Origin of the sequence: Caballeronia sp. LZ035 (assembly GCF_031451175.1) — a bacterium.
GTDB lineage: Bacteria > Pseudomonadota > Gammaproteobacteria > Burkholderiales > Burkholderiaceae > Caballeronia.
In genome coordinates this window covers 852332-878921 of record NZ_JARUXS010000003.1, presented here as the reverse complement: position 1 = coordinate 878921, position 26590 = coordinate 852332, and the positions used below count along the sequence as shown (strand labels likewise).

The following is a 26590-nucleotide window of genomic DNA, read 5'->3' as shown; positions in this document are numbered from 1 at the left end:
TCAAGGTCGAAAAGGTCAGGGGAAGCGTGCTTGTGTTGTTATGTCTAGCGCTGCAGGGTCGAGTCGAAGCTCTCGCCGAGTTGCGCGGCGCCGATGATCTGCGCCGTCTTGTCGTGCCCGACGTGCAGGATGTGCGTGTCGAGATCGCGCAACATGCGGCCGAGCGGGAATTCGTCGAACAGCGCGGTGGAGCCGGCGAGCATGATCAGCGTGTCGGAGAGCGTGAGCGCCGCCTGCGCGCAGATCGACTTGGCCTGCATCGATGTCAGTTCCGCCTCCACGACGGACGCCGTGCGCCAGGTATCGATCGCGTGTTCGAATGCGCAGCGCGCGCCGTGCAGCAGCGTGTGCGCTTCGCCTACTCGCAACTGCACGAACGGATCCTTGCCGCGGCCGCGTTCGCGCAAACTCTGCAGCACCCACGCATAGGCGCCCTCGGCCATGCCGAGGTAGTTCGCAGTAAAGCCAAGGTGAAAGCGCCCCTGCCAGCGTCCGCGCGGATAGGCGCCGGGTTCGCCGAGCACGTTGAGGTCCGGGATGAACACATTGTCGAGGTAGATTTCCGGGCTCGGCGCCACGCGCATGCCGGTCGGACGATACCAGTCATGGTTGACGCGCAGCCCCGGCATGCCCGGCTCGACGATCACCATCAGGTGGCTCTTTGACGGATCGGTTTCGCCTTCGACCGTCGCGAAGACGATCGCCACGCCATCTTCGTAACCGTTGGTCGCATAGTTCTTGTGGCCGTTGACGACGTAGCCGCCGTCCACGCGTCTGGCCATGGTCTGAAGCACATACATCTGCTTGCGTCCCGCCTCGCTGCCGACGAACGAGCTGACCGAGCGGCGCTTCAACATCGGCGCAATGAAGCGCTCGCGCTGCGCGTCGGTACCGAGCGCGTCGATGGCCCACGCGACATGGTTTTGCACCTGCAGGCAATGGGCGGTGCCCGGCGACACACGGGCGACAGTGCGGATCGCCTGCAGAAAGGTCGCGGGATCGCCCGAAGTCACGTTGCTGCCGAGGCCGCCGTGTTCACGGCGGACGGTGGCGGTGAGCAAACCAAGCGCGAACAGTTCGTCGAGGTTTTCCGCCGGGAGTCCGACTTCTTCATGAAAAGCCCGCTCGCGGGGCGCGAAACGGGTTCGCGCGAGTTCGTCGAGCTGCTGGAGCAGAGGCGTCTGGAGGGTCTCGTGGGCGGTCAGGGTCATGAGGCATCTCTCGAAAGCGTGTCGGCGAAATGGCAGGCGACCCACTGGTCGCCGCCGAACGGGCGCAACAACGGACGTTCCGAGCGGCAACGCTGCTGCGCGTGGGGACAGCGTGGATGAAACGGACAGCCCGCAGGCGGGTCGAGCGGCGAGGGAATCTCGCCGTCGATGCGCGCCTCGGCGGCACCGCCGCGCCCGTCGATCGACGCGAGCAGGGCTTGGGTGTACGGGTGCAGCGGCGCGCCGGTGACGCGTTCGCGCGCGCCGATCTCCATGAACTGGCCGAGATACAGCACGCCGATGCGCGCGCTCATGTAGTCGACTACCGCGAGGTCGTGCGTGATGAGCAGATAGGTGAGACCGAGCCGCGCCTGCAGATCCTTCAGCAGGTTGAGGATCTGCGCCTGGATCGACACATCGAGCGCCGACACCGGCTCGTCGAGGATCAGGCATCGCGGTTCGAGGCCAAGCGCGCGCGCGATCGCCACGCGCTGGCGCTGTCCGCCGCTCAGTTCGTGCGGATAGCGGGTCGCCGCATCGGGCGGCAGGCCGACCCACTCGAGCAACTCGGCCACGCGTGCTTGCCGTGCACGGCTGTCACGATAGAGCCGGTGGATGCGCATCGGCTCGTCGACGATCTGGCCGATCCGCATGCGTGGATTCAGCGCGCTGAATGGATCCTGCAGCACGGGCTGCAACTGGCGATGGATCGCATGCTTTTGCGCGGGGCGGAGATGGACGAGATCGGCGCCGCCGACGCGCAGGGTGCCGCTCGTCGGCGTTTCGGCAAGCATCAACGCGCGGGCGATGGTGCTCTTGCCCGAGCCGGACTCGCCGACGAGGCCGAAGGTGGTTCCGGTCTCGACCTCGAATGAAATGTCGCGTGCGGCATGCAGCAGACGGGTTCGGCCGAACAGGCCGCGTCGCACCGGATAGGCTTTGCTGAAGCCTTCCACTTGCAGGAAAGCCGTCGGTGGCGTGCTCGTTGACTGACTCTTTGATTGACTCATGACGCGCTCCATGCCGCCTGCAGGCGCGCTTCGGTTGCGTGACAGGCCACACGCCGTTCGCCGCGGGGGTCGACACTGTCTGCGCCTTCGTTCCACTCGTACCAGTCGGGATAGCGCTCGTGGCAGAGTGCGCTCGCGTATGCACAGCGCGGCGCGAATCGGCAGCCCGCCGGCAGATCGGAGAGCACGGGCGGCTGCCCCGCGATCGTCGCCAACCGTTCGCCGGTTGCGCCGAGCGTCGGCACCGCGCGCAGCAAGCCTTCGGTGTAGGGGTGGACCGGCTTCGCGAACACCCGGTCCACCGGGCCCGCTTCGACAATCCGGCCCGCGTACATGATCGCCACGTCGTCGCAAAACTGCGAAGCAAGGTGCAGATCGTGTGTGATGAAGACGATCGCCATGTTGCGCTCGCGCCGCAGGGTATCGAGCAGCCCGATGATCTGCGTCTGTACGGTCACGTCGAGCGCGGTGGTGGGCTCGTCGCAGATCAGCAGATCCGGTTCGCACGCAATGTTCATGGCGATCGAGACGCGCTGCCGCATGCCGCCGCTGAACTGGAACGGATAGCTGTCGAGACGGTCCTGCGCGGCGGGGATACGCGCCCGCGTCAACACGTCGATGGTCTTGCGCCGCAGTTCGGCACGATCCCGGATACCTTGCTGATAGCGGAATACCTCGGCTACCTGACTTCCGATGGTCATCAGCGGATTGAGCGAGGTCATCGCATCCTGCAGGATCATGCCGATTTCGCGGCCGCGCACGCGCGCCATGTCTTCACGTGAAAGCGCGAGCAGATTGCGGCCCTTGAAGCGCACTTCACCGGCGGCTACCTGGCCGTTCGACGGCAGCAGACCCAGCATCGACAGGCAGGTCATGCTCTTGCCCGACCCGGACTCGCCGACGATCGCCAGCGCGCGGCCGGGTGCGACCGAAAGGCTGACGTTGTCGACCGCGGTGACGATGCCGCGCGGCGTGCGCAGCCAGGTCGTCAGGCCTTGCACTTCGAGAACCGGTGCGACCGGCACGAGTGGAACAATAGGTTCGACCGGCTTCACCACCGCCCCGCCAACGAAGGATTGAGCCGGTCGCGCAGCGCGTCGCCGAGCAGGTTCACCGAGAGCACGGTCAGCATCAACAGTGCGCCGGGCATCACACAGATCCACCATGCGTTCTCCAGATAGCCGCGGCCGTCGGCCATCATGCTGCCCCATGAGGGAGTGGGGGGCTGCACGCCGAGTCCGACGAAACTGAGGGTCGCTTCGAGCACGATCAGCGCGCCGACGTCGAGCGTCGCGAGCACGATGAACGTGCTCGCGACATTCGGTGCGATGTGCCGCACGATCACCCGCAGTCGGCTTGCGCCGGCGAGGCGCGCCAGCAGGACGAACTCGCGCTCGCGCAGCGACAAGGCCTCGCTGCGCACGACGCGTGCGAAGCGCGCCCAGTTCGCGAGACTCAGCACCAGCACGAGATTGCCGATGCCTGCGCCGATCGCGCCAACCAGCACGAGCGCCAGAATCAGCGCGGGCAGTGCGAGCTGAATGTCGGCCAGACGCATCACTACGGCGTCGGTGGCGCCGCCGAGGTAGCCTGCGCTAATGCCGAGCAGACTGCCGCCGATGCCTGCCACGATGACGGCGAGCCCCGCGATCGCAAGGGAGACGCGCGCGCCCTAGAGCGCGCGCGAAAACAGATCGCGGCCGAGCGAGTCCGTGCCGAACCAGTGAGCGAGCGAAGGCGCTTTCAGCGTGCTGCGCAAGGCTATCGTGACCGGATCGTACGGTGCGACGAGCGGCGCGAAGATCGCGGCCAGCACGATGATCGCGAGTACTACCGCCGCAGCCTGGAGTTGCAGCTGTGCCGCCACGCGGGCGCGGGTGGGACGCAATTTTTCAGGTGGCCGCAAGGTCGGTTCGGCGGCGCGCCGCGTGACCGTTGGAACGGCGCGCCGTTCGAAGGATTCAGGCATAGCGGATTCTCGGATCGAGCACGGCGTACAAGATGTCCACCAGGAGGTTGACCAGCGTGAAGGTCAGCGCGGTTACCGTGACGGCGGCCTGCACGACCGCGTAGTCGAGATTGGAGATGGATTCGAGAATGAGCCGGCCAATACCGGGCCAGGCGAACACGAATTCCACCGAAACCGCTCCGCCCATCAGAATCCCGAACTGCAAGGACATGAAGGTAATGACGGGCAGCAGCGCATTGCGCAACGCATGACGCCAGACGATCACCCGCTCCGGTACGCCCTTGATCCGCGCCAGCTTGATGTACTCGGACGCGAGCACGTCCGTCATGCTGGAGCGCGTCAGGCGCAGGATGCCCGCGGTCGAATACCAGCCGAGCGTGAGCGCGGGCAGCATCAGATGCGACACGCTGCCGTAGCCGCCGGTCGGAAACCAGTGCCACTGCACCGACAGGATCCGGATGAAGATCAGCGCGAAAAAGAACGGCGGCGCGGTCTGGCCGATCACGGCGATGACCTTGCCGCACTGGTCGACGAACGAGCCGGGGCGCATGGCCGACAACACGCCGAGCGGCACGCCGACCAGGATCGACAAGGCCAGTGACGCAGCCGTCAGGATCAGTGTCGGGCCGATCGCGCCGAGCACCACGTCGAGGGCGGGGCGGGCGAAGCGGTACGACGAGCCGAGATGACCCTGCACGAGTTGTCCGAGATAGTGCAGGTACTGCAACACGACCGGCTGATCGAGGCCCATCTCGTGACGCAACAGCGCACGGTCCGCATCGGTGGCTTCGGGCGGCAGCATCAGGTGCGTCGGATCGCCGATCAGACGCACGATGATGAAGATCACCACCGTCACCAGCAATACGGTTGCAACCGATTGAGCAAACCGCCGTCCGAGAAACCTAAGCATCCCCGTCCTCCTGGCCGTGCAGGCTCGCCGGAGGCGGGATGAGCTGCGAACGCGCCGCGAGGCTGGCCGTCGCGCGCACCCTCAGCTCGGTCTTGCGGATCTTTTCGCTGCCCGTGCGGGGCCAGTCGGTGACGAACTCGATGTGACGCGGCACCTTGAAACTGGCGATGTGCACGCGACAATATGCGAGCAGCGCCTGCGTATCGAGCGGGCGGTTGCCGTGCGTCTGCAGGAACGCATAGCCGACTTCGCCGAGACGCGCATCGGGCACGCCCACCACCGCCGCTTCCTGCACGCCGTCGAAGGTGCGCAGGAACGCTTCGATCTCCTGGGTCGACACGTTGAAGCCGCCTGGCTTGATCATGTCCTTGACGCGGCCGCGATAGATGAAGTGGCCCGACTCGGTCAGTTCGCCCAGATCGCCGGTGCGCAGACGGCCCGCGTCGTCGAACGCCTGCGCGGTCTCCTCAGGCATGCGGTAGTAGCCCTGCATCAGCATGAAGCCCGACACGCGCAACTCGCCGATCGTGTTGGGCGGCACGGTCTCGCCGGTGTCGAGGTCGACGATCTCGAGCGTCGCACCGGGCACCGCGCGGCCATTGGTGCTCGACCGTATGTCGAGCGGCTCGCTGCAATCGCACCGCGCGATCGCGTTGGTGGTCTCGGACATGCCGAATACGCCGATCAGCTGCCGGATGCCCAGTTCGTGAGAGGCGAACAGGAAGGCGTCACTCGACAGCGGGGCGCCGGTTCCCGTGCGCAGGCTCGACAGGTCGTAACGGGACCGGTCGTCGAAGGCTTTCAGGTCCCGCACGATGGCATCGACGAAGAAACTCAAGGTAATGCGCTCGCGCTCGACGGTGGCGCAGAAATCGCGCGGCGCGAAACGCTTCATCAGCACGATCGCACCGCCGGCAAGCGTCATCGACAGGGTGTAGCCCGTTCCCGTCGCACTGAACAGCGGGACGGATGACAGGTAGCGGTCCGCCTGCGTGAGCTTCATGCGCGCAAGGGTGCTGTAGTTGTTGCGCAGCAGCGGACCGTGGCAGACCATTGCGCCTTTCGGAAACGACGTCGTGCCGGAGGTATAGAGAATCTGCGCGACATCGGTGCTGGCCACCGCGTCGAATGCGTGTTCGAGCGCGCCGTCGGCGAGCCGTTGCGCGCCGCGTGCCTCGATCGCCTCGAACGGCGTGACGCCGGAGGGAAACGCGGCGAGCGTGTCATGCGCTGTGCCGTCCGCGTTTTCCGCCGCGCTCACGCCGATGACGGTGCGCAGTGCGGGCAGCGCGTCGAGCCGCCACGCGTGCGGTTTGCTTGCGTCGAGATCGCCGGCGATCTGCCGCAGGATGTCAACGTAGCTCACGCCTTGCGCACCGCGCTCGAAGATCAGGCACTGCGTCTCGGACTGCTCCAGCACGTAACGCACGTCGGCGGCGCGAAAGCGCGTGTTGACCGGCACGAGAATCGCGCCGATCGATGGCACGGCCCAGCGGGCGATCATCCATTCGGTGCTGTCGGACATCCACAGCGCGACGCGATCGCCGTGTCCGATACCCGCGTCGAGCAGTCCCCGTGCAAACGCGTGCACACGTGCGACCAGTTGCGCGTAGGTAAGGCGACGCTCCCCGTCGACCAGCGCCTCGCGCTCGCCATGGCGCTCCCGGACGTCATGCAGCAGATCCGCAAAACGCCGTTGCAGCCAGACGGCGCCATCATCGTGCTCGCTCATTTCCAGCTGATGCTCCGAAAGTTGTAGTAACCCGAGCCGATCTGCGGTTGCCACTGCAGACTCGAATCATGCGCGAAGGTGTAGTAAAGCTCGGTAATCAGCACGGCCTGGCCATCGTCGTGCAGAACCTGGCCGATCTTCCGGAAAAGCTCCCCACGTTTGGAGCGATCCGTTTCCGGCTCGACCTGAGCAATCAGCTTGTCCACCGCCGGATTGTCGTAGTCGGACCACGTGCCGTTTTTCGTCGCGGCGCCCGAGAGCGGATGAATCGGGTCGTAGATCGCGTTGGAGAACTGCATGATGGTGGCCGGCCCGCTCTTGTGCGTATTGTTCAGCCGGCTCCACGCGGCATAGTCGATGACCTTGATGTTCGCCTGCACGCCCACCGCGCTCCAGTAAGCAGCGATCGCCTCGCAGAGTTCCTTGGGGTTGTCGTTCGAGCACCAGAGATCGGTCTTGAAGCCATTGGCATAACCGGCCTGGGCAAGCAGTTGTTTCGCCTTGGCGGGATCGTAGCCGTACGGCTTGAGCGTCTTGTCCGATCCGTATGGATAGCTGGTCGAGACGTACGAGGCGAGCGGCGCGCCAACCCCGTGCATCACGTCGTTGATGATTGCGTTCGAATCGATCGCGTAGTTGAGCGCAAGGCGCACCTCGCGTTTCGCGAGCGGTGTACCGGCGACATTGGTATAGAGCCGCACCGTCAGCGGACTGCCGACCGGCACCGACTGCACCGTGAGGCCGGCCGTGGCTTTCACGCGCGCAACGTCGGACGGGGCGATGTAGTCGGCCAGATCGACTTCTCCGGTCAGGAGCGCGTTGACCCGGCTCGACGCTTCGGGAATGTAGCGAAAGACCAGCCGCTTGACGCCCGGTTTCTTGCCGTAATACCCGTCGTAGCGCGCGAGTTCGACCGAGCGGCCGACGCTCTGACTCACAAAACGATAGGGACCGCAACTGACGGGGGCGCGGGCAAATGCATCGGCATTCGGCAGCGATTGCACATAGGCTTTGGGCACCAGCAACAGATAGCCCGCGATCTTGTTGAGGAATGCACCGTCGGGCCGCTTGAGCTTGAATACGACCGTGTGGTCGCCCTGCGTCTCCACGCTCTGGATCAGATCGACGAAGTAGGGCCGGCGCGTGCTCTTCGTGGCCGGATCGAGAATCCGTTCCATCGAGAATCTGACATCCTCGGCCGTGAGTTTCGCGCCGTTGTGAAAGGTCACGTCATTGCGCAACGCGAACGTGTACGTGAGACCGTCGTCGCTGATCTTGTAGCCGGTCGCAACGTGTGGCTCCAGATTGCCGCGGATGTCGAAGCCGTACAGCGAGTCGTACAGCTGGAAAGCGTAGCGTTGCGAATCGCCGCTGGCGGCGACCTGGCCGTCCAGATTGCCGATGTCCTTGCCGATCGCGACGACGACCGTATCGCGGTCGACCGCGGGCTTGCCGTTGATCGCCCAGGCCGGCACGCTCGCCAGGAAGCCCGCACTTGCGATGAGCGCAATCCGTCCGGCGCTTACGAGTGATGCTCGAAAATTCATGGTGGTTTCCCCGTTTCCTGTTTCCCGGTTCCCGTGCCGCGACTAGCGCAGCGTTTCGGGACCGCCTTTTACATAGATGATCTGGCCGGATACGAACGAGGCGTCTTCGCTGCACAGAAACGCCGCGACATTCGCAATGTCGGCCGGTTGGCCGACCCGTCCGAGTGGAATCGACTTGGCGCGCATCGCCTTGTATTCCTCGGGATCGATGCCGCGCCGCATCGCGGTCTTGCGGGTCATCTCGGTATCGATGAAACCTGGCGCGATCGCGTTGACGTTGATGTTGTAGGGCCCGAGTTCGATTGCCGCCGTACGGGTGAAGGCCTGGAGCCCGGCTTTCGCTGTCGAGTAGTTCGCCTGCCCGCGATTGCCGAGCGCCGACGTCGACGACAGGTTCACGATCTTTCCGCGCCGGCGTTCGACCATATGGCGCTGAACGGCACGGGTGCACAGGAAGGTGCCGCGCAAGTGGACGTGCATCACCATGTCCCAGTCTTCCGCGCTCATCTTGAAGAGCAGGTTGTCACGCGTGACGCCGGCGTTGTTGACGAGTACGTCGATATGTCCGAACGACGCCAGTACGTCGGCGATGAACTGCTCGACCTGCGCTTCGTCGCCTACGTCGCATACGAAATGCCCGACACGCGCGCCGGTGGTCGCCGCAAGCTGCGTGGCTGCTTCGCCGACAGTGGCGCCATCCACATCGCTCAGCACGACGCTCGCGCCTTCGCGGGCGAATTTTTCGGCGATCGCATAGCCGATGCCACGCGCGCCGCCGGTCACCAGCACGACCTGTTCTTCGAACCGTTTCATGGGGTCTCCTCACACGGCGCCGGAGCGCGCCAGACGGCGGACAGGCCGAGCGCGCTGCGCGCCGCGGTCCTGCCGCCCACGATGCATTCGGCGAGATTGCCGCCTGCCATATAGACGTGTCCGAACACACTGCCGAGCTCGCCCGCCGCATACAGGTTCGGGATGGGCGTGTCGTAGGGATCGAGCACGCGCTGTTCGGCGTCGTGCACCGGGCCGCCCTGCGTGTTGATGACGATCGGCCAGAGGCGGGCGCCGTAGAAAGGCGGCGTGGAGAGCGGCATCATCGTTTCGGGGCGACGGCCGAAATCGTCGTCGCGACCGGCGGCGCACCCGGCGTTCCATCTCTCGACGGTGGCCCGGAGCGCGCGCGGATCGAGATCGAGGGCGCGCGCCAGTTCGTCGAGCGTGTCCGCGCGCACGAGGATGCCGTTCGCGACTTCCGCCAGGTTATCGGCGCTCCACGCGTAGTGCGCCTCTTCGTCGTTGGTGATCGAGCGACCCATCGGATAGAGCGTGCGGCCCGCTTCGTCGAACAGCAGAAACGACGGCAGTCGGGTGTGGCGGGCGCGGTCGGCGTCGAAGTGATCGAACTGCCGTACGGCGGTATCCGACAGGTACGGCGGATACTCGTTGGCGTAACGTGCGCCGAGTTGATCGACGACGATCCACGCCATCTTCGGCAACGCGGGCGTCTCATGGCCGGGGGTCCACATCGGCAACTGCTTGACGTAGATGCCGAACGGATAGTCCGGGTCCGGATGACGGAAACCATAAGGTCCGTGCAGATGCCACATATGCCAGAGGGCCGCGCCCGCGCGTTGCGCCATACGGATGCCGTCGCCGGTATTGCCGCGGAAGCTGCCGCTTTTCAGCGCCTGTGATTGCGCGCTGTCGCGCAGCTGGCGAGCGTCGCTTTCGAAACCGCCGCATGCGAGGATCACACCGCGCGTCGCGGCCACGGCCAGCGAGGGCGAGTCCGTCTGCGGGTCTGAAGCGTTGCGGCGCACCTGCACCCCCGTCACGGCGCCCCGTGCATCGACGATGAGACGTTCGACCGGGCTGTCCAGCCAGACCGTCACACCGGCTCGCTCGACGTTATCGGCAAGCAGGCGGAACAGCAGGCAGCCGCCGCAGAAAGGACGGGCTGCCAGATAGGGCGTATCGACGTCGAAGCCGGGGATATGCGCGACGCTCGCGTAGCCGAGTGCATCGTAGCCGCGCCATGGATAGTTGCCGGGCGCGCGGCTGACCGTGATGCCTGCGTCGTCGGTAAGGGCCAGCGTGCGCAGGTAGTCGGGTAACGCGACCATGCCATCCGCCAGTGCGTCCAGCACCGCTGCCGGGGTGCGCTGGCCGCATGTCTCGTTCAGATATTGCCAGGCTGCGTCGCGGTCGAACGCGATCCGCACGCCGCCTGCGGACACCAGCGTGATGCCGCCCGGCGAGCGCATCTTCTCGACCAGCAACACCCGCGCACCCGCATCCGCAGCCTCGATGGCCGCCACGGCGCCGGCGGCGCCGTAGCCCACGACGACGACGTCATACACGTCGTCGTACTGGGCCGCGGAAAGTGGAATGTCCATGATTTGGAATTATGTGTTCTATATTCAACGGGGAGAAGTTTAGTCAACCCGTGTCTAATCGCATATTCTCGTTTGTTGTTAGGTTATTCCTGAGAAAATGAGCGTATACGGCAGCGTCGGTGTAAAGTCCGCCATTTGGAATGCACGTCAGTCGTGAAGAAAAGAGGCGTACTATCCGTGCATTCGCCGCCCACTCAACATCACGAAACCATTCATGAGCGCGCACATCCTGAAAGCCGAACTCACCGGAGTCGTTTGCGAGATCGTCGCGACGGCAGGGACGCGAGTCGAACCCGATACCGCCGTCCTGGTGCTCGAATCGATGAAAATGGAAATACCGGTCAGCGCGCCCCACGGTGGGGTCGTGAAGACGGTCTATGTCGCCGTCGGCGACATGGTGAACGAGGGCGACCCGCTCGCGGTCATTGAAGCCTGACGCAAAACACGCCATGGACCAGCACCATATCGACGACCTGAAGGCGCGGCGCGTACGCGTCATCGCGCAATCGTCAGGAGACGCGGTGCAACAGAAGTTGCATGCGCAGGGCAAGCTCGGAGCGCGTGAGCGTCTGGCGCTGCTGCTCGATCCGGACAGTTTTCAGGAGCTCGGAATTCATGCGCACAGTGCGCATCCATCGCTGCGCGAACGAACGCCGGCCGATGGCGTCGTGACTGGATTCGGGACGATCGATGGCCGCATCGTCTACGTCGCCGCCGACGATCCCGGTGTGCTTGCCGGCACTCGGGGACGCGTCGGCGAGTTGAAGATCAGCCGCGTGCGGATGGCCGCGCTCGATCATGGCAAGCCCTTCATCGCCCTGATGGAAGCGGGCGCGGCGCGCGTGCAGGAGACCTTCGGCGCGGCGGCCGCCGGAATGGGGACGCGCTTTGCCGAACACTTCAGGCTCTCGGGACGGGTGCCGCAGATCGCCGCCGTCATGGGACCGGCCTTTGGCGGCCCATCGTTCACCGCATGCCAGTCTGACTTCACGAGCATCGTGAAGGGAACGGGCTTCATGGGCATGTCCGGTCCGCTGGTGGTCAAGGTCGGGATCGGCACCGAGGTCGAGCGGGAAGACATCGGCGGTGCGCAGATGAGCACCGCCGTGACAGGTCAGGCCGATCACATGGGCGAAACGGAGGCCGATACGCTCGCAGCGATCCGCGCGTTTCTGTCGTACTTGCCCTCTAACTGTGACGAGCTTCCGCCCCGAATGCCGTCGCAAGCGGCCGCGGTCGACAGCGAAGCGGGCGCTGCCCGGCTGCGCGCGTTGATTCCCGATTCACGTCGCCAGGCTTACGACATGCGCAAGGTGCTGGCGCTGCTCACGGACGGCGGCGTGTTCTTCGAGTACGGCGCCCGCTTCGGCCCCGGCGTGACGACGGCGCTCGCCCGCATCGACGGGCATTCGGTGGGCGTGGTGGCTTCCAACCCGATGATGCGCGCGGGCGTGCTCGACCAGCGCAACGCGCGAAAGATGCGCAAGTTCGTCGACCTCTGCGATGCGTTTCATGTGCCGCTCGTTTTTATCGCGGATGCGCCGGGTTTTCTGGTCGGACCGGAGATCGAGAAGGAGGGCATGGTGTCGCTCGCCAGCCGGTTGTTGAATTCGGTTTATGGCGCATCGGTGCCGAAAATCACGATCGTCGCTCGCAAGGCGATCGGACTGGCTTATCTCGCACTGGGTGGACGCGCGAGTGGACCCGATGCGATCGTCGCCTGGCCCGGCGCGCATTTCGATGTGATGGGGCCCGAGGCAGTGGTGGAACTGATGCACGGCCGCGAGATCGCTGCGGCGGCGGATCCGGACGCGCGACGCGCCGAGATCGCGGCGACGATAGACGCGCAATCGAGTGCCTACGAAGCAGCTGCGCTTGGATTGATCGACGATGTCATCGATCCGGCTGAAACGCGTCGCGTCATTGTGCAGACGTTGGAGCGGGTCGCGCAAAAACGCAGGACGGGGTTCAAGCATCGCGTGGATGCCTGAAGCGCTCGGCCGGGGGAGCGCAAAAATCAGGGGCGTGGTTGGCGATTTTCCCGCTGCCTTCACGGATGCGCGGCGAGGGGTCTCGCGAACAAGTATCGAACCACAATCGCCGGAAAATGAACTCCAGCTTTCGAAGCGAGAGTAAGCGCGAGAGTCGGTACTACGTTCCTGCGGCCGGGTCAGGTGACTCTAAGAACATTGTTCGCCAGCGCCGTGCGCGCTGGGCGGCTTTGTCATAGCGGCCGCGCTTGTTGTGAGGTGACCAAAGTCCTGCTTGTCCACATCGTCAACGGTCGAGCGCCATGACGACAAGCGTTCCGGCGTTGACAGACCAGCAGACTTGCTCGATTCGGGACGCGAATCCAGGCCTTCGAACCGAGGCTGGATCAGAGTGATTTTTGACGTCCAAGCTCTGCCGAAAGCGCTCACGCACGACGTAGCGTGCGATCCAGTTCTCCGAGCAGCCGGTCGATCATGACTCGATTCGGCTTGTAATACACCCAGTTCTTGATCTTCTTCGACGTCACCAGGTCTGCTTTCGCCAGCGCCTGCATATGCGTGGTCACGGTAGGCTGGCTCAAGCCGATCTTCTCGGTGATGAACCCCACGCAGACCCCGTCTTTCACGAGATCACCGTCCCGTTGCGGCGGGAAATGTTTCGTAGGCTCGGAGAGCCACATGAGTATCGTCAGCCTGTGACGGTTTGAAAGCGCTTGAAGCGCCTTCTGCAGCCGCCTCTCATCCAGGTTGCCCGATTCCTGCATCACGCAAGTGTCCTTGACATGGGATACCTATCCGAGCATCCGCAACAGAACCGGCGCGTGTCGAAGGACGAGCTCGAGCTGATCGTGACGGGGCAGGCCCCTGGTGAATCGAAGGAGCAGACCGGGCAGGGCGGCGCGCGTCTGGGCTTCTATCTGCGCCAGCCGATCATCCTCGCCACCGCGTTCGCTTTCTTCTCCTACAACTATGTGCTGTTCTTCTTCCTCTCATGGTTCCCGACGTACCTGACCGAAGCGCATCACATGTCCCTGCGCGCGCAAGTGTCGGTGGATTCGCCCGAGCCCATTACGCGGCAGATCTATCGCGCGCTGCGCCAGGCGATCTTCGTGGGTGAGATGATGCCCGGCACGCCGCTGTCGGAGAAGGAGGTCTCCGACATGTTTCATGTCTCGCGCCAGCCGGTGCGCGAAGCGTTTATCAAGCTGGTGGAGGCGGGCGTGCTTCAGGTGCTGCCGCAACGCGGCACGTTCGTGAAGCGTATTTCACCGCGGCGCGTGCGCGAAGGGCGCTTTATTCGCGAGGCGATTGAAACCGCGGTCGCGCGCAAGGCCGCTGTACATATCACCGACGAACAGCTCAAGTTGTTGGCCAACAATCTGCGCGATCAGAAGGTCGCCGCCAAGGCAAATGACACGGCCGCTTTTCTGGCGCTCGATGAGGCGTTCCATTTCACGATTGCGCAGACCATCGATTGCGGCGCCGCGTGGGAGACGATTCAGGACATCAAGGCGCAGATGGATCGCGTGCGTTATCTGAGTCTGCCGGACGATTCGCCGCTGGATCATCTCATCAGGCAGCACGCGAAGATTTTTGCCGCGTTGCGGTCGCACAATCCGGATGCTGCCGAGCAGGCCATGCGCGCGCATCTGAGGGAGATCCTGGTGACGCTCGGACCCATCGCGGCGCGCAATCCGAACTGGTTCGAGGCGGATGAAAGGGAGACGGTGCCGCGGTCGGAGTAGGGGCAGACCCGAGACGAAACATTCCCGCCCTGCACATTGCACTCTTCGGCTGCGGTCCGGAAACGCTCAGCGTGACCCAGCCGCCGCGCCTACCTTGGCGGGCAAGTAGTCGCCCAGATAATCAATGAACGTACGCAGTTTCGCCGAGAGTCGATTTCGCTCAAGGTAGGTTGCGTGAATATCTGCGTTGGGTAATGTCCATTCGCGCAGCAGCGCGACCAGCTTCCCGCGTTTGATCAGAGATCTGACTTCCCATTCCGAACGCACCGTGATGCCCTGGCCGTCGAGCGCCCACTGAAGAACCGCGCTTCCGTCGTTGCTCGATAGCGCGCCGTCTACCTTGACGCTCTCGCTATGACGTCCCCGGGAAAAATGCCACGTTCCGTAGGCGGACTCGTTTTCTCTCAGAACAAGGCATGCGTGCCGTATGAGGTCATGCGGTACGGATGGCTCTCCATGCCGCTTCAAGTAGTCAGGGGCGGCGCAAACAAGCCTTCTGTTGCTCACCAAAAGCCGAGCGTTGATGCGAGCATCCGGAACCTGTCCGAAGCGGATTCCGACATCAAATCCCTCCTCCTGAAGACTCAACGGCTTGTCGGTCAAATGAAGCTGAATGCGCATGGCCGGATAGCGCGACGCAAAGTTTGATACTGCGGGGACAAGATGCGTTCGTCCAAAGCCGAAAGAAGCATTCACGCGCAACAAGCCGGTTGGCGCGCCCTGGCTGCGACCGACCATTTGCTCAAGCTCCGAGAGGTCATCGAGGATACGTGAACCATGGGTCAAATACAGTTCACCTTCGGGAGTCAGAGTCAGGCGCCGTGTCGTTCGATTCGATAGCCTTATGCCAAGTCGCCGCTCCAATGCTGCGAGCCTTTTGCTGATGGCGGGCGGGGTCACGCCCAGCTCGCGCGCCACGGCCGCCAGATTTCGGTGCCTGGCGACCAGGGTGAACAGTTCGAGATCGGAGAAAGAGTCCATTGAGAGATGGGGGCGCTTATTCGTTCATTCGGTCCTACAGGTTACGACAAGATTGCTTTTGTGGAAACCATATCACTCCGAGCATGAATTAGACTGGCCAGAAGAAAGCAGAAGACCTCTTGCCGATGTCCGCTTTCACGTTGCAACCGTCGACGGCGGAGCCGAGCGTCATCTGCTCCTCGTCCCGCTCTCTCATTCAAATGGCCGGCCATGCAATCGCGCACCCTTTATCAGAAGCTCGTTGATACGCATACCGTATCAAGGATCGACGGAGAGCATGTTCTTCTATACGCCGATCTGCACATCATGAACGAGTACACCAGTCCCCAGGCGTTCGCCGGGCTGCGGGAGAAGGGATTGCAGGTCCGGCGCCCTCGCCAGCAAATGGGTGTCGTCGACCACGTCATTCCAACGCACCCGGTGCCGATTCATGCCCGCACTATCGAAATCGTCGACGCGGGAAAACAGGCCGCTAACTTCACGAAGAACTGCATGGAGCAGGGTATTCATCTCTTCGATGTCGATGATCCGATGCAGGGCATCGAGCACGTCATTGCGCCGGAGCTTGGCCTGATACGTCCTGGCATGGTGGTGCTCTGCGGAGATAGCCATACGACGACCTATGGCGCACTGGGTGCGCTCGGCTTCGGAATCGGGACGTCCGAAGTGGAACACGTACTGGCTACGCAGACCTTGGTTTATCGCGTGGCGAAGAACATGAAAATCGTCGTCGATGGAAAGCTTCCTTCCGGAACGACGTCAAAAGACCTCGTGCTGCACATCATTTCTCGTATTGGCGCCCAGGGCGCCCGTGGTTTCGCCGTCGAATACCAGGGCGAAGCCATCGATAACCTGTCTGCCGAGGCGCGCATGACGTTGTGCAACATGACGGTCGAAGCGGGCGCTCGCGCGGCACTCGTCGCGCCGGACCTGACAACGATCGACTACGTGTCCAGCAGGGTCAAGGATCTCGATTCAGCCCTGCTGGATGTCGCGTGCAAGGAATGGCGGCAAATGAAGTCCGACCCGGATGCCTCTTTCGAAGTGGAACATCGCTTCGACGCTACACAGGTAGCGCCTTACGTGACGTGGGGCACGAGTCCCGATCAAGCCATGCCGATCGACGGCACGATTCCCGATTCGGCCGAAGGGTTCGAACTCGGCGCTGCGACGATGCGCAAGGCGCTTGACTACATCGGATTGGAAGCAGGGGCGTCAGTCGAGGGCCTGGCTATCGACAGAGTCTTTATCGGCTCATGCACTAACGCGCGAATCGAAGATCTACGCGCCGTCACGCAGGTTGTTCGTGGCCGAAAGGTGGCCCCGACGGTACGCGCCATGGTGGTTCCGGGTTCGGGCCTCGTCCGCAGCCAGGCGGAACGCGAAGGGATCGCTCAGGTGCTGATCGAGGCCGGCTTCGAGTGGCGGCAGCCCGGATGCTCGATGTGTCTTGCCATGAATGATGACGTCTTGTCGCCGGGGGAACGCTGCGCGTCGACGACGAACCGCAATTTCGAGGGCCGGCAAGGCCGTGACAGCAAGACCCACCTCATGAGCCCTGCGATGGCGGCCGCCGCAGCCATTGCCGGTCGCATTGTCGACGTGCGGAAGGAGTTCGTCGATGCGTGAGTCACCCATCATTGCGGGCATCGCCGCGCCGCTTCCGGTCAATAACCTGGACACGGACCAGATCATGCCGAAGCAATTCCTCCTTGGCATTGATAAATCAGGTCTTGCTCGTGGACTGTTGTTCGATCTTCGCTTCGACGCAAGCGGACAGATCAGGGAAAGTTTTGTCCTCAACCAGGCCGCGTATCAAGGCGCGAGAATCCTTCTGGCAGGCTCCAATTTCGGCTGTGGCTCGAGCCGCGAGCACGCGGTGTGGGGCATGCAGCAAGCTGGCTTCGAAGCGGTGATCGCTCCAAGCTATGGAGAGATCTTCTACTTCAATGCGGCGAACAACAGGCTCTTGCTCGTTACCCTTGCGCCGGAACAGATAGAAGATCTGGTCAAGGAGGTCGAGTCGGGCAGCGATAAGAATCTAATCATCGACATTGATGAACAGGTAGTGAAGACGCCCTCCGGCAAGAGCTATTCATTCGATCTCCCTCCGCGCCAGAAGCAGATGCTGCTCGAAGGACTGGATGTCATCGGCCTGACGCTAAGAGAAGCCGCGGCCATCGAGGCGTTCGAACAACGTCACTGGACAAGAAGTCCGTGGTGTCGAGTCGATCTCGCAAGACAGCGGCAGTCGGCTTCGATGGGTGCTGCGAAGCTCGAATGAAGAGCTGAGCCCTCACACCCGTCAGCGTCGCCCGGAGAAACAGTCCGGGTCATTGTCGCCACGCGGCCTCGCGGCCCCGTTGCGCGGCCGCCTGCGTCCTCGGCGAGCCGAACGACCCACGTCTTACCTAGGGTTAATACCACGCACGCCGTTGTTGAGAATGGCATTTTACTGTGACATAGTGCCATTAAACCCAACCAACCTTTTTCCAAGGAGTGACTCATGACTGTTAAAAAGACCACGAAGCTGCGTGCCCTGCTCAAGTCGAAGACCTTTCTTCATATGCCCGGCGTCTACGATGCGCTGGCTGCGAAGTTCACTGAACACGCGGGATTCGAGGCGTTGTATTGCGGTGGCTATGTCACGGGCGGCGCACGTGCCGTCACGGAACCTCTGCTGACGATGACCGAACAGATCAAGCTCGCATCGGACGCTGCCGCCGCCGTGGACATTCCCATGATCGTCGATGCAGGCGCGGGCTTTGGCGAGCCTCTGCACACCATGCGCACCGTTCGCGAGTTCATTCGGGCCGGCATCGCGGGCGTCCATATCGAAGATCAGATCTACCCGAAGCGTGCGCATTACCACACGTATCAGGTTCACGAAACGACGCCGGAAGAGTTCGCGACCAAGATCCGCTATGCGTGCAAGGAACGCGACGAACAGGATCCCGACTTCGTGATCATCGCGCGCTCCGACTCGTGCCGTGAATTCGGCCTCGATGTGGCGGCCGACCGTGTCAACCGGGGTGCGGACGAAGGCGCGGATCTCGGATTGCTGTTTCCGCGTACCCCGGAAGAAACGGAGCGTGCGCCGCGCGTGTGCAAGGTTCCGCTGCTGTATGTGATGAGCCGCGGGAATCGCGATGGGCGTCCGATCTTCTCGCGTCGCGAGCTCCAGGAAATGGGCTATGCAGGCATCATCGAATCGCAACTGATGATGCTCGTTTCCGTCGATGCACAGCAACGTGCATTGAAGGAACTGCGTGAAACCGGCCACCACACGCTGCTGACTCACGAGCAGGAAGTGCGCATCCGCAAGGATATCGAGGACCGTATCGATCTGGAGGAGTATTACGAGATCGAGCGCCAGACCGTCGAAGTGCAATAACCGAGAGCCCCTGATGACCGTGAATCCGCGCACTGAAGACGGTTCGACGATGGACGCCGTGCTCGATACCGTCCTGTCCCGCACATCGGCCCTGGAGTTGTCCGGTCCGGAGCCCGACTGCGGCATGATCCAGCGTTTGATTGCCGCAGCGGACCGGGCGCCCGATCACGGCAGTCTGCGTCCGTGGCGGATCACGGTGGTCCTGGGCGACGAACGACGCGTGCTCGGGGACTTGATTGCGGAAGCCGCGCGCCGCCGCAGCCCCGGTCTCGGAGACGATGCACTGGAGCGAGAACGGCGCAAGGCGCTGCGCGCGCCGCTTGTCATGATCGTCGCCGCGAAGATCGAAGAGGGCATCAAGGTTCCCGAGATCGAGCAGGTGATGGCCACTGCCGCCGCCGTGCAGAACATGTGGATCGTCGCCCATGCAATGGGTCTTGGCGCGATGTGGAAAACCGGCCACCTGACGACCGACTCGCAATTCAAGGCGGCGATCGGGCTGGCGCCGGGTGATCATATCGTCGCGTTCCTGTATGTCGGTCATCCGGTCAGGACACGCGGCATCCCGCACCGTTCGACCGAGCCGTTGGTCTCGACGCTTGGTAACGTAGTTCAGCAACGTTCGGAGTATGAAAATGAGCGGTGCAAAGACCCTGTCTAGTCATGGTCTGCCCGATGGCTACGCGGTTCCTTCACGAGCATGCGACAGCCACATGCACGTCTTCGGTCCCGTGTCGCGGTTTCCGGGAGTCGAGGGGCATAGCTATGCTCCTCGACCGGCCCCGCTCGAGGACTGGCGCCGGAGCATCGGCGCGCTGGGACTGGAGCGCGCAGTGATCGTGCAGCCGAGTTGCTATGGCACCGACAACACCTGCACGCTCGAGTCGGTATCGAGTATGGGCGAGCATGCGCGCGCCGTAGTCAGCATCGGGCACGACATCACGGAAGCGGAACTCCTCGAGTTGCATGAGGCGGGCGCTCGCGGCGTGCGTCTGAATGCGAAGAGTGTCGGTTCACGCGATGCCGGTGCGATTGCGGCTGAAGTGAAGGCCGTCGCGGAACGTATCGCACCGCTCGGTTGGCACCTTCAACTTCATGCGGAAGCGGCGGTAATCGTGCGCTTGAGCGAAGCATTGCATGCGTTGGAATGTCCCGTGGTCATCGATCACATGGGCGGCATGCGTGTGCCGCAAGACGATAGCCATCTCGTGTCGTTGCAAGCCCTGCTGCGGGGCGGAAACTGCTGGGTGAAGCTGTCGGCGCCTTATCGGATTGTCGAGCATGGCGGGTTGTTCGATGAAACCTGTTCGCTTGCAGCCGCGCTGATTGCCGCCAACCCGGCGCGCGTCGTCTGGGGTTCCGACTGGCCTCATACGAGCGAACACGCAGGGCGTCCTCAAGCCGATCCGCAACAAGTCGATTTTCGCTGCATTGATTCAAACGAGCTTCTCGCATTGCTGGCAAAGCAGTGTTGCGACGAGTCGACCTTTGTACGGATACTGGTCGACAACCCCGCGGCGCTTTACGGATTTCCAGTTTAGGCGCTTCGGCCGGGCGACTGTACATTCGGCCAGGCATCGACAAATCTTCGGTACATTCCATAAAGATTGGCGACGCACCTCGCGGGGCGTCCAGCCAAGGAGACAACGCGCATGATGCAATCGACGGGAACTCGCATCTCGGACTCGGCGACTCAACGCTCCGAAATCGATTGTCACGAAGCGCTCGTGCGATCAGCCGTTCGCAAGAACTTCTGGCGCTTCGTTCCATTGCTGATCCTGGCGTTCGTGGTGAATTACCTCGATCGCATTTGCATCGGCTTTGCGGCACTGAGCATGAACCGTGACCTGAACATCACGCCGGTGCAGTTCGGGCTTGCGTCGGGGATTCTTTTTCTCGGTTATTGCCTCTTTGAAGTGCCGAGCAATCTCGCACTCTACCGGTTTGGCGCGCGTCGCTGGCTGACGCGCATCATGATCACGTGGGGATTGGTTGCCGCCGCCAATGCCTTCGTCACCGGGTCCACATCCTTGTACATTGCGCGCTTTGCACTTGGCGCGGCCGAGGCGGGTTTCTTCCCGGGCGCCGCGTATTTGCTGTCGGTGTGGTTTCCCGCGCAGTATCGAGCACGCGCGCTGGCGTGGCTGTCGGCAGCGGTGCCCATTTCCTCGGTCATCGGAGGACCCATCTCCGCGTACCTGATGCAGTCGACCCACGGCGCCTTCGGTCTGGTGGGCTGGCAATGGATGTTCATCGTCGAGGGATTGCCGGCCTGCGTACTCGGACTGGTGATGCTCTTCCTCATTACCGACAAGCCCAGCGACGCGCACTGGCTACAGGAAGACGAACGTAGCGCATTGCTGAGCGCGCTTGCGAGCGAGGAAAAGCGCGAGGTGCGCACAGGGATCAGGGAAGCGCTGCTCGATCGCAGAGTGATCATACTCACCGGCGTGCAATTCGGATTCGTGCTGGGCGCATACGGTATCGGGCTCTGGCTTCCTCAGATTCTGAGGCAGTTCACGCTGTCGATCATGGCAATCGGTCTATGGTCAACCGTTCCCTATGTCTTCGCGGCCGTCGGCATGCTGATATGGGCGCGCTACGCGGATCGCACCGGCCGGCTGGTCGGCAATCTGGCGGCTTCCTGCATATTCGCCGTAGCCGGCCTGCTGCTCTCGGTGTCCGGTCAATCGTTCACGCCTGCCTTGATCGGCCTGACCGTGGCGATGGTAGGAGTCACGTCCGCGCGGGGCATGTTCTGGGCGATACCGGCCACCTTTCTGAGCGGCGCCGGCGCGGCTGGTGGGCTGGCCTTCATTAATTCCGTCGGCGCGCTGGGCGGCTTTGTCGGGCCATCCATCATGGGATGGCTTCGCGAAGAGACAGGTTCCTTCAAGGCCGGCATCCTGGCAATGGGAGCGATTCTGTTGCTGTCGGGTTTGCTGTCTCTCACGCTTTCGCGTACCAAATCGCCAGGTTGATTTCACTTCCAGGCCGCTTCATCAGTACCGGCGCCTGGCGAGTTTCAAGATGTTCGGGGCGAATGACAGAACCCGCCGTCGCAGCCGAAAAATCTTCTTCCAATCCTCACTAAATAACTAATCAGCCTGATAGACAATCAGGAGGAGACGTCATGCCTTGTCGAATCAAATCGTGGGTTACTGCTTCGATCTTGCTTGGCTTTAACGCAAGCGTTCAAGCTCAATCGTCGATAACCTTATATGGCGTGGTGGACGTCGACGTGGATGTTTCCAATCAAGGACATGGCACGCTCGTCGCGCTGCAAGGCGGCGGCATGAATAGCTCGGAATTTGGTTTTAAAGGTATAGAAGATTTGGGTGGCGGCCTGAAGGCGGTGTTCGACGTTGAAAACGGCTTTAGCGCGACGACGGGCGCAGCGCTGCAGAACGGCGCACTTTTCGGCCGTCAGGCGTGGGTCGGCATGGCGAGCCGCTGGGGAACATTGACCGTTGGGCGGCAGTATTCCCCCGAGTATGTCGCGAACACGGCCAACGATGCGTTCACTCATGGGCTCGCCGGCGGACTCAGCAATATTGGCAACACGATAAACGGCAAGACCGCAGGCTTGCTGACGGTCTATTCGGCTACCGGTCGTACCGATAACTCGATCAATTACGTATCGCCCACCTTGGCCGGTGTGACCTTGCGCGCAATGTACGGTGTAGGCGGTGTGCCCGGCTCGATCTCAACCGGCTCGACAGTCGGGATCGGCGGCAGCGCCAGCTGGGGGCCGGTAGGCCTGAGTGCAGGCTATACGAGGAATCGTCCTGCGGGCACTTCAGGGGTGCTCCAGGCCTTCTCGACGGGGGGAAGTGTTCAGTTCGGGCAGGCGCGGGTCATTGCTGCCATCACCAAAGACCTGAATTCGGCGACGCCAGGCAAGACCACACGCTTTACTCTGGAAAATCTCGGCATGCAGTATCAGGTCAGCGTAACGAATCGGCTGCTTGCACAAGTCATCCGGCTCGTCGATACCTCGGACGGTCTGCCGACATCGCGCGTCGGATACATCGCCGCTATCGGCCTGTTCCATTCGCTTTCCAAGCGGACATCGGTGTATTGCGATTACGCGCAGGTCTGGAACAAGGAAGGTTCAGCCTACTCGCTGGGAGGGGCAATCTACACGGGAGCCGCGGCCGTGCCCAACGCGATCGGGCGCACTTTCCAGGTGGGCGTGCAGACGCTGTTCTGAGACGCTAGCGGCGAAGGGCAGCACCATGATGGTCTGACCTGCGTCAAAGTTCAAATGCCTTGTGTCTTCTCGCGCATCCCCTCGATCAGATGCTGTTTGAGCAGATCGGATGCAGCCTGCCGGTCGCCGTCCAGAAGCATATCGGCAATGCGCACGTGTTCCATGCAGCGCTCGCGCCAGTTCTCGCTGGCGAGAGTGCGGCCATACTCGGCCAGCCGTCGCAGCCGGTTGACCTGTGTGAGTCCGTTGATCAGAAATTGGTTGCGCGAGCAGCGCAGCACCGCTTCATGAAATCGGCTGCCGATCTCGAACACCTCGACGGGCGACAAGGACGCCGCGCCTTTTTCGAACAGTGCCACTTGCTGCGCACGGCATTGCTCGATGGCGGCCCGATCCAGCTCGAACGTCGGCTCGAGTATTGCCGCCGGCTCGATGATGATGCGAAATCTCGAGCTTTGCTCGTACGTGAGATCAGTGGTGAGAAGCGGAATCAGTGCCCAGCCGTGTCCCGGAAGGCGTTCGGCCCAGCCTTCTACGGCCGCGCGAAGCAGCACGCGAGTGAGCACGCCACGCCCCACCGCATAGCGTCGCATGAGCACATTCTCGCTTTGCTTGCCGCTTAATTGGTTCGCCGAGTGTTCTTCTGCCAGCTTCAGATAAAGGCTTTCCTCTTCCGACAAGTCCAGTTCCGCTGCGGTCTGCGACGGTGCCGTCGCAGCCTGGTCGCCAACGAGATAGCCTCCGGTCGTCGACGGGACGACCACGTTCCAGTCGGCGAGGAGCCTCAGCGCGCGAGAAACGGGTGTACGACTTACGCGGAACTGCTCAGCAAGCTTTCGTTCAGGCAGACGCGTACCGGGTGTCAGGGCTGCGGCTCGAATATACAGAGAGATCTCGCGCGCCAGTTGCGGAATATGTAGCTGGTCCATTGAAGCCAGTGCGCTGTTTGAAGGAGCAGATCATTGTAATACCATCCATGAGCATCGAGCGGGATGGGTTACGGCATACGCTTCCGAAGCGCCTAAGGCTTTTTGCGCGCTCGCGAGGCCATGCCGATGTCGACTCTCGAGTCTCAGCATCAAGCAGTGACAGACGTTGCGTATCACACCGCAGGCCGTTCATGGAAATGAGTCAGGCATTCAAGATCCGCACTAGCAGTCACTTCAAGCGCAGTTGAAGTTGCCGCAGGGAGCGACGCGGCCGTCGGCGCGGCGCTCCGGGTGACAGAATCCAGTCCGCCAGTCAGGCGAGCAGCCCGAAAGGCCGTCGTTGGCAAAACGACGAGAGCGAAAGCTCGTGCGTAGATAATGACCAGGTGGCGCCGGCGAGTGGCGCAGTCCACGGCCGGCTGGCGTTCCAGTCGCGCCGACGGTTAAAGGAACAAAACAGATGAGAAGATCGGCAGAGAACAAGTTAAGGGTCGTGGCGGTGCGCATCGACCCAGTCATTGAGCAGCGGTTGCGTGTTCTGGCAGAGGCCACTGGGCGCAAGCAGTCGTTCTTTTTGCAGCGGATGATCGAAGAAGGCATCGAAGCGATGGAAGAGACCTGGCTCTCGCCAGACACGCTGGCCAAGGTTCGCAAGGGTGACTTGCCTGAGCTGCTCGTTGCACACAGCACGACCTCGGACCTGTTCGACGTGGATGCGACCGAAGCGATCTTGTAGCAGCGGCCGTCGTCTGTTATTCGTAGCGGTTCGGCAAGATCGCGTTCGTTTTCAATAGAGGGGAAGAGATTTCAATGAACAAACTGGAACTGATCGACGCGGTTGCGTCGGAGTCGGGTACGAGCAAGATCGCAACTGAAGAGGCGATCAATGCTGTCTTCGAGACGATTTCGAAAACGGTGGCCGCAGGAGATGCCGTTCAACTGATCGGTTTTGGATCGTTCGGGACCGGGGAACGCGCCGCGCGGACCGGTCGAAATCCGCAGACAGGTGCGACGATTGAAATTGCCGCGGCCAAGACAGTCAAGTTCACGGCAGGCAAGGCCTTCAAGGACGCAGTCAACCAGTCATAGAGCAAGCACATGCCTTTCGCCGACCAGCTCTGTCAAAAAAGCTGGGTTTCTAAAGGTAGAAGGTTGATCAGCTTGACCGCAGTGAGGCGTTCGGAACCGTCCGCGTGGATGGACCTGATCACGACGCGCTGTCCGCGCGCTTCACCCAACACTTCGACGATGCGATCACGGTAGCACGCGATGGTGCCGCGCGGCGGCTTTCGCTTGATGGAGCGACGTTCGGTCGAAGAGGGCATAGTCAATCAATGCTGTTGCGTCGTCCCCATTATGCCAAGGCCCGTTTGCTACCCGCGTAGGCGTGATCTCTGAACAACAGTTAAAGGCATCAACGTGCGTCGCATAGCCGTTCGTTCTCGGCCGGCGGTTCAAATAGTGTCATTGCCGAATGCGGTCGCTCAGGCGGTCCAGGCGTGAATGTCGAGGATCGCCTCGGCGAAAGCGTCGGGTGCTTCCTGCGGAAGATTGTGACCAGCATTGGCGACGACTCGGTTCTCATGGCGGCCGGTGAAGCGCGTCGCGTTCGTCAACCGGCCGCCGGGCGGCGAGACGCCGTCCGTCTCGCCTTCGAGCGTAATGGTGGGCACGGCGATGGGCGGCAGGACGGACAGGCGGCGCTCGATATCGTCGTAGCGGGGATCGCCGTCTACCAGCCCGAAACGATGCCGATACGAATGCACGACGACATCGACGAAATCGGGATTGTCGAAAGCGGCAGCCGAGCGTGCGAAGGTTGCGTCGTCGAAACACCAGATTGGCGACCACTGTGTCCACAGCAGTCGGCAGAATGCGCGCCGGTTGTCTTCGAGCCCGGTCCTGCCGCGCTCTCCATGAACGTAGTACTGATACCACAGCCGATGTTCCTTCTCGGGATCGGCCGGCCGCGAAGCAGCCGCGATGTTCTGGATGTTGTAGCCGTTGACGGACACGAGCCCGCGCGTCCTCGCCGGCCAGAGCGCCGCCACGATGCATGCCGCCCGGCCGCCCCAGTCATAACCACCGATGATCGCCTGCTCGATCCCGAGTACATCGAGCAGCGCTAGCAGATCCGCGCCGAGCGCCGCCTGCTGGCCCGAACGCAGCGTGGCAGAGGACCGGAAACGCGTGGGCCCGTATCCCCGCAGAAATGGGATGAGGACGCGAGCGCCCTGTGCTGCCAGGCGAGGCGCCACGTGCTCGTACGCGTGGACATCGTATGGAAATCCGTGCAGCAGGATGACTGGCCAGCCGTCAGGCTCACCCTGTTCGTCGTAGGCGATATTCAGCAGGTCGGTGGTGATGTGTTTGAGCATGGTGGAGAAGAGTACTGACTCCATAAGGGATCATCAAACGGGAAGATTGGCGCGTCCTCCCAGTAAAACTCTCGCGAATGGCGCGGTTGCGCAGACGTGCAGGCCATTCACCGTCAACACGCAGAACCCATCCAAAAGACTGGCGAGGTACACCTTTTGCTGCGGCACCCGGCGCCGCCCGATC

At 62.5% G+C, this 26590-nt stretch carries 27 protein-coding genes; 12 read left to right on the top strand and 15 right to left on the bottom strand.

Features of this window, described 5'->3' with window-relative positions; all coding sequences use genetic code 11:
- Positions 1–44 precede the first annotated feature (44 nt).
- The 10 genes from QCE88_RS26905 to QCE88_RS26860 are packed head-to-tail and all read right to left on the bottom strand — an operon-like array spanning position 45 to position 10775.
- On the bottom strand, positions 45–1211 hold the full coding sequence (locus tag QCE88_RS26905) for an acyl-CoA dehydrogenase family protein (RefSeq protein WP_309907924.1): 1167 nt from the start codon (positions 1209–1211) through the stop codon (positions 45–47).
- Entirely contained in the window at positions 1208–2221 is a 1014-nt protein-coding gene (locus QCE88_RS26900) for an oligopeptide/dipeptide ABC transporter ATP-binding protein (protein WP_309907923.1), read from the bottom strand. The genes QCE88_RS26905 and QCE88_RS26900 overlap by 4 nt, the downstream gene beginning before the upstream one ends.
- Positions 2218–3276, bottom strand: coding sequence for an ABC transporter ATP-binding protein (locus QCE88_RS26895; RefSeq protein ID WP_309907922.1), 1059 nt, complete (start codon positions 3274–3276; stop codon positions 2218–2220). The genes QCE88_RS26900 and QCE88_RS26895 overlap by 4 nt, the downstream gene beginning before the upstream one ends.
- Complete coding sequence (locus QCE88_RS26890; protein ID WP_309907921.1) at positions 3273–3851, bottom strand: ABC transporter permease; 579 nt, start codon at positions 3849–3851, stop codon at positions 3273–3275. The genes QCE88_RS26895 and QCE88_RS26890 overlap by 4 nt, the downstream gene beginning before the upstream one ends.
- A gap of 42 nt (positions 3852–3893) precedes the next feature.
- Positions 3894–4190, bottom strand: a complete 297-nt coding sequence (locus QCE88_RS26885; RefSeq protein WP_309907920.1) for a hypothetical protein — start codon at positions 4188–4190, stop codon at positions 3894–3896.
- Positions 4183–5100: an ABC transporter permease gene (locus QCE88_RS26880; protein WP_309907919.1), complete on the bottom strand. Its 918-nt coding sequence runs from the start codon at positions 5098–5100 to the stop codon at positions 4183–4185. The genes QCE88_RS26885 and QCE88_RS26880 overlap by 8 nt, the downstream gene beginning before the upstream one ends.
- Complete coding sequence (locus QCE88_RS26875) at positions 5093–6832, bottom strand: AMP-binding protein (RefSeq protein WP_309907918.1); 1740 nt, start codon at positions 6830–6832, stop codon at positions 5093–5095. The genes QCE88_RS26880 and QCE88_RS26875 overlap by 8 nt, the downstream gene beginning before the upstream one ends.
- On the bottom strand, positions 6829–8379 hold the full coding sequence (locus QCE88_RS26870) for an ABC transporter substrate-binding protein (RefSeq protein ID WP_309907917.1): 1551 nt from the start codon (positions 8377–8379) through the stop codon (positions 6829–6831). Before QCE88_RS26870 ends, QCE88_RS26875 begins: the two co-directional genes overlap by 4 nt.
- A gap of 42 nt (positions 8380–8421) precedes the next feature.
- Complete coding sequence (locus QCE88_RS26865; protein ID WP_309907916.1) at positions 8422–9192, bottom strand: SDR family NAD(P)-dependent oxidoreductase; 771 nt, start codon at positions 9190–9192, stop codon at positions 8422–8424.
- On the bottom strand, positions 9189–10775 hold the full coding sequence (locus QCE88_RS26860) for an FAD-dependent oxidoreductase (RefSeq protein ID WP_309907915.1): 1587 nt from the start codon (positions 10773–10775) through the stop codon (positions 9189–9191). Before QCE88_RS26860 ends, QCE88_RS26865 begins: the two co-directional genes overlap by 4 nt.
- Before the next feature lie 214 nt (positions 10776–10989).
- Between QCE88_RS26860 and QCE88_RS26855 the strand changes: the two genes are divergently transcribed.
- Both QCE88_RS26855 and QCE88_RS26850 read left to right on the top strand, forming a co-directional pair.
- Positions 10990–11211 carry an acetyl-CoA carboxylase biotin carboxyl carrier protein subunit gene (locus QCE88_RS26855; RefSeq protein ID WP_309907914.1) on the top strand — a complete coding sequence of 74 codons (222 nt, stop codon included), beginning with the start codon at positions 10990–10992 and terminating at the stop codon, positions 11209–11211.
- Between the two features lie 13 nt (positions 11212–11224).
- Positions 11225–12766: a carboxyl transferase domain-containing protein gene (locus QCE88_RS26850; protein ID WP_309907913.1), complete on the top strand. Its 1542-nt coding sequence runs from the start codon at positions 11225–11227 to the stop codon at positions 12764–12766.
- Positions 12767–13191: 425 nt separating this feature from the next.
- Here QCE88_RS26850 and QCE88_RS26845 read toward each other — a convergent pair whose 3' ends face one another.
- Entirely contained in the window at positions 13192–13530 is a 339-nt protein-coding gene (locus QCE88_RS26845; RefSeq protein ID WP_309908783.1) for a helix-turn-helix domain-containing protein, read from the bottom strand.
- A gap of 18 nt (positions 13531–13548) precedes the next feature.
- On the opposite strand from QCE88_RS26845, the gene QCE88_RS26840 reads away from it, so the two are divergent.
- On the top strand, positions 13549–14511 hold the full coding sequence (locus QCE88_RS26840; protein ID WP_309907912.1) for an FCD domain-containing protein: 963 nt from the start codon (positions 13549–13551) through the stop codon (positions 14509–14511).
- A 66-nt stretch (positions 14512–14577) separates the two neighbouring features.
- On the opposite strand, the gene QCE88_RS26835 is transcribed toward QCE88_RS26840, so the two are convergent.
- Positions 14578–15492, bottom strand: a complete 915-nt coding sequence (locus QCE88_RS26835) for a LysR family transcriptional regulator (protein WP_309907911.1) — start codon at positions 15490–15492, stop codon at positions 14578–14580.
- A 210-nt stretch (positions 15493–15702) separates the two neighbouring features.
- On the opposite strand from QCE88_RS26835, the gene leuC reads away from it, so the two are divergent.
- The 7 genes from leuC (at position 15703) to QCE88_RS26800 (ending at position 23099) form a co-directional block, all read left to right on the top strand.
- Positions 15703–17121 carry a 3-isopropylmalate dehydratase large subunit gene (leuC, locus tag QCE88_RS26830; RefSeq protein WP_309907910.1) on the top strand — a complete coding sequence of 473 codons (1419 nt, stop codon included), beginning with the start codon at positions 15703–15705 and terminating at the stop codon, positions 17119–17121.
- Complete coding sequence (gene leuD / locus QCE88_RS26825; protein WP_309907909.1) at positions 17114–17776, top strand: 3-isopropylmalate dehydratase small subunit; 663 nt, start codon at positions 17114–17116, stop codon at positions 17774–17776. The genes leuC and leuD overlap by 8 nt, the downstream gene beginning before the upstream one ends.
- 222 nt (positions 17777–17998) lie before the next feature.
- On the top strand, positions 17999–18886 hold the full coding sequence (locus tag QCE88_RS26820; RefSeq protein WP_309907908.1) for an isocitrate lyase/PEP mutase family protein: 888 nt from the start codon (positions 17999–18001) through the stop codon (positions 18884–18886).
- Positions 18887–18935: 49 nt separating this feature from the next.
- Positions 18936–19547 (top strand): nitroreductase, encoded by a 612-nt coding sequence (locus QCE88_RS26815; protein WP_309907907.1) that lies wholly within the window; start codon positions 18936–18938, stop codon positions 19545–19547.
- On the top strand, positions 19522–20427 hold the full coding sequence (locus QCE88_RS26810; RefSeq protein ID WP_309907906.1) for an amidohydrolase family protein: 906 nt from the start codon (positions 19522–19524) through the stop codon (positions 20425–20427). The genes QCE88_RS26815 and QCE88_RS26810 overlap by 26 nt, the downstream gene beginning before the upstream one ends.
- A gap of 228 nt (positions 20428–20655) precedes the next feature.
- Positions 20656–21867: an MFS transporter gene (locus QCE88_RS26805; RefSeq protein ID WP_309907905.1), complete on the top strand. Its 1212-nt coding sequence runs from the start codon at positions 20656–20658 to the stop codon at positions 21865–21867.
- 152 nt (positions 21868–22019) lie between these two features.
- Entirely contained in the window at positions 22020–23099 is a 1080-nt protein-coding gene (locus QCE88_RS26800) for a porin (RefSeq protein WP_309907904.1), read from the top strand.
- Between the two features lie 50 nt (positions 23100–23149).
- Here QCE88_RS26800 and QCE88_RS26795 read toward each other — a convergent pair whose 3' ends face one another.
- Complete coding sequence (locus tag QCE88_RS26795) at positions 23150–24028, bottom strand: GntR family transcriptional regulator (protein ID WP_309907903.1); 879 nt, start codon at positions 24026–24028, stop codon at positions 23150–23152.
- Positions 24029–24488: 460 nt separating this feature from the next.
- Between QCE88_RS26795 and QCE88_RS26790 the strand changes: the two genes are divergently transcribed.
- Together QCE88_RS26790 and QCE88_RS26785 are read left to right on the top strand one after the other, a co-directional pair.
- Positions 24489–24764 carry a hypothetical protein gene (locus tag QCE88_RS26790; protein ID WP_309907902.1) on the top strand — a complete coding sequence of 92 codons (276 nt, stop codon included), beginning with the start codon at positions 24489–24491 and terminating at the stop codon, positions 24762–24764.
- Between the two features lie 74 nt (positions 24765–24838).
- Positions 24839–25117 (top strand): HU family DNA-binding protein, encoded by a 279-nt coding sequence (locus QCE88_RS26785; protein ID WP_309907901.1) that lies wholly within the window; start codon positions 24839–24841, stop codon positions 25115–25117.
- Between the two features lie 32 nt (positions 25118–25149).
- Here the strand turns inward: QCE88_RS26785 and QCE88_RS26780 are convergent, their stop codons facing one another.
- Positions 25150–25353 (bottom strand): hypothetical protein, encoded by a 204-nt coding sequence (locus QCE88_RS26780; protein WP_309907900.1) that lies wholly within the window; start codon positions 25351–25353, stop codon positions 25150–25152.
- Between the two features lie 159 nt (positions 25354–25512).
- Positions 25513–26406 (bottom strand): alpha/beta hydrolase, encoded by an 894-nt coding sequence (locus QCE88_RS26775; RefSeq protein ID WP_309908782.1) that lies wholly within the window; start codon positions 26404–26406, stop codon positions 25513–25515.
- Positions 26407–26590: the final 184 nt, after the last annotated feature.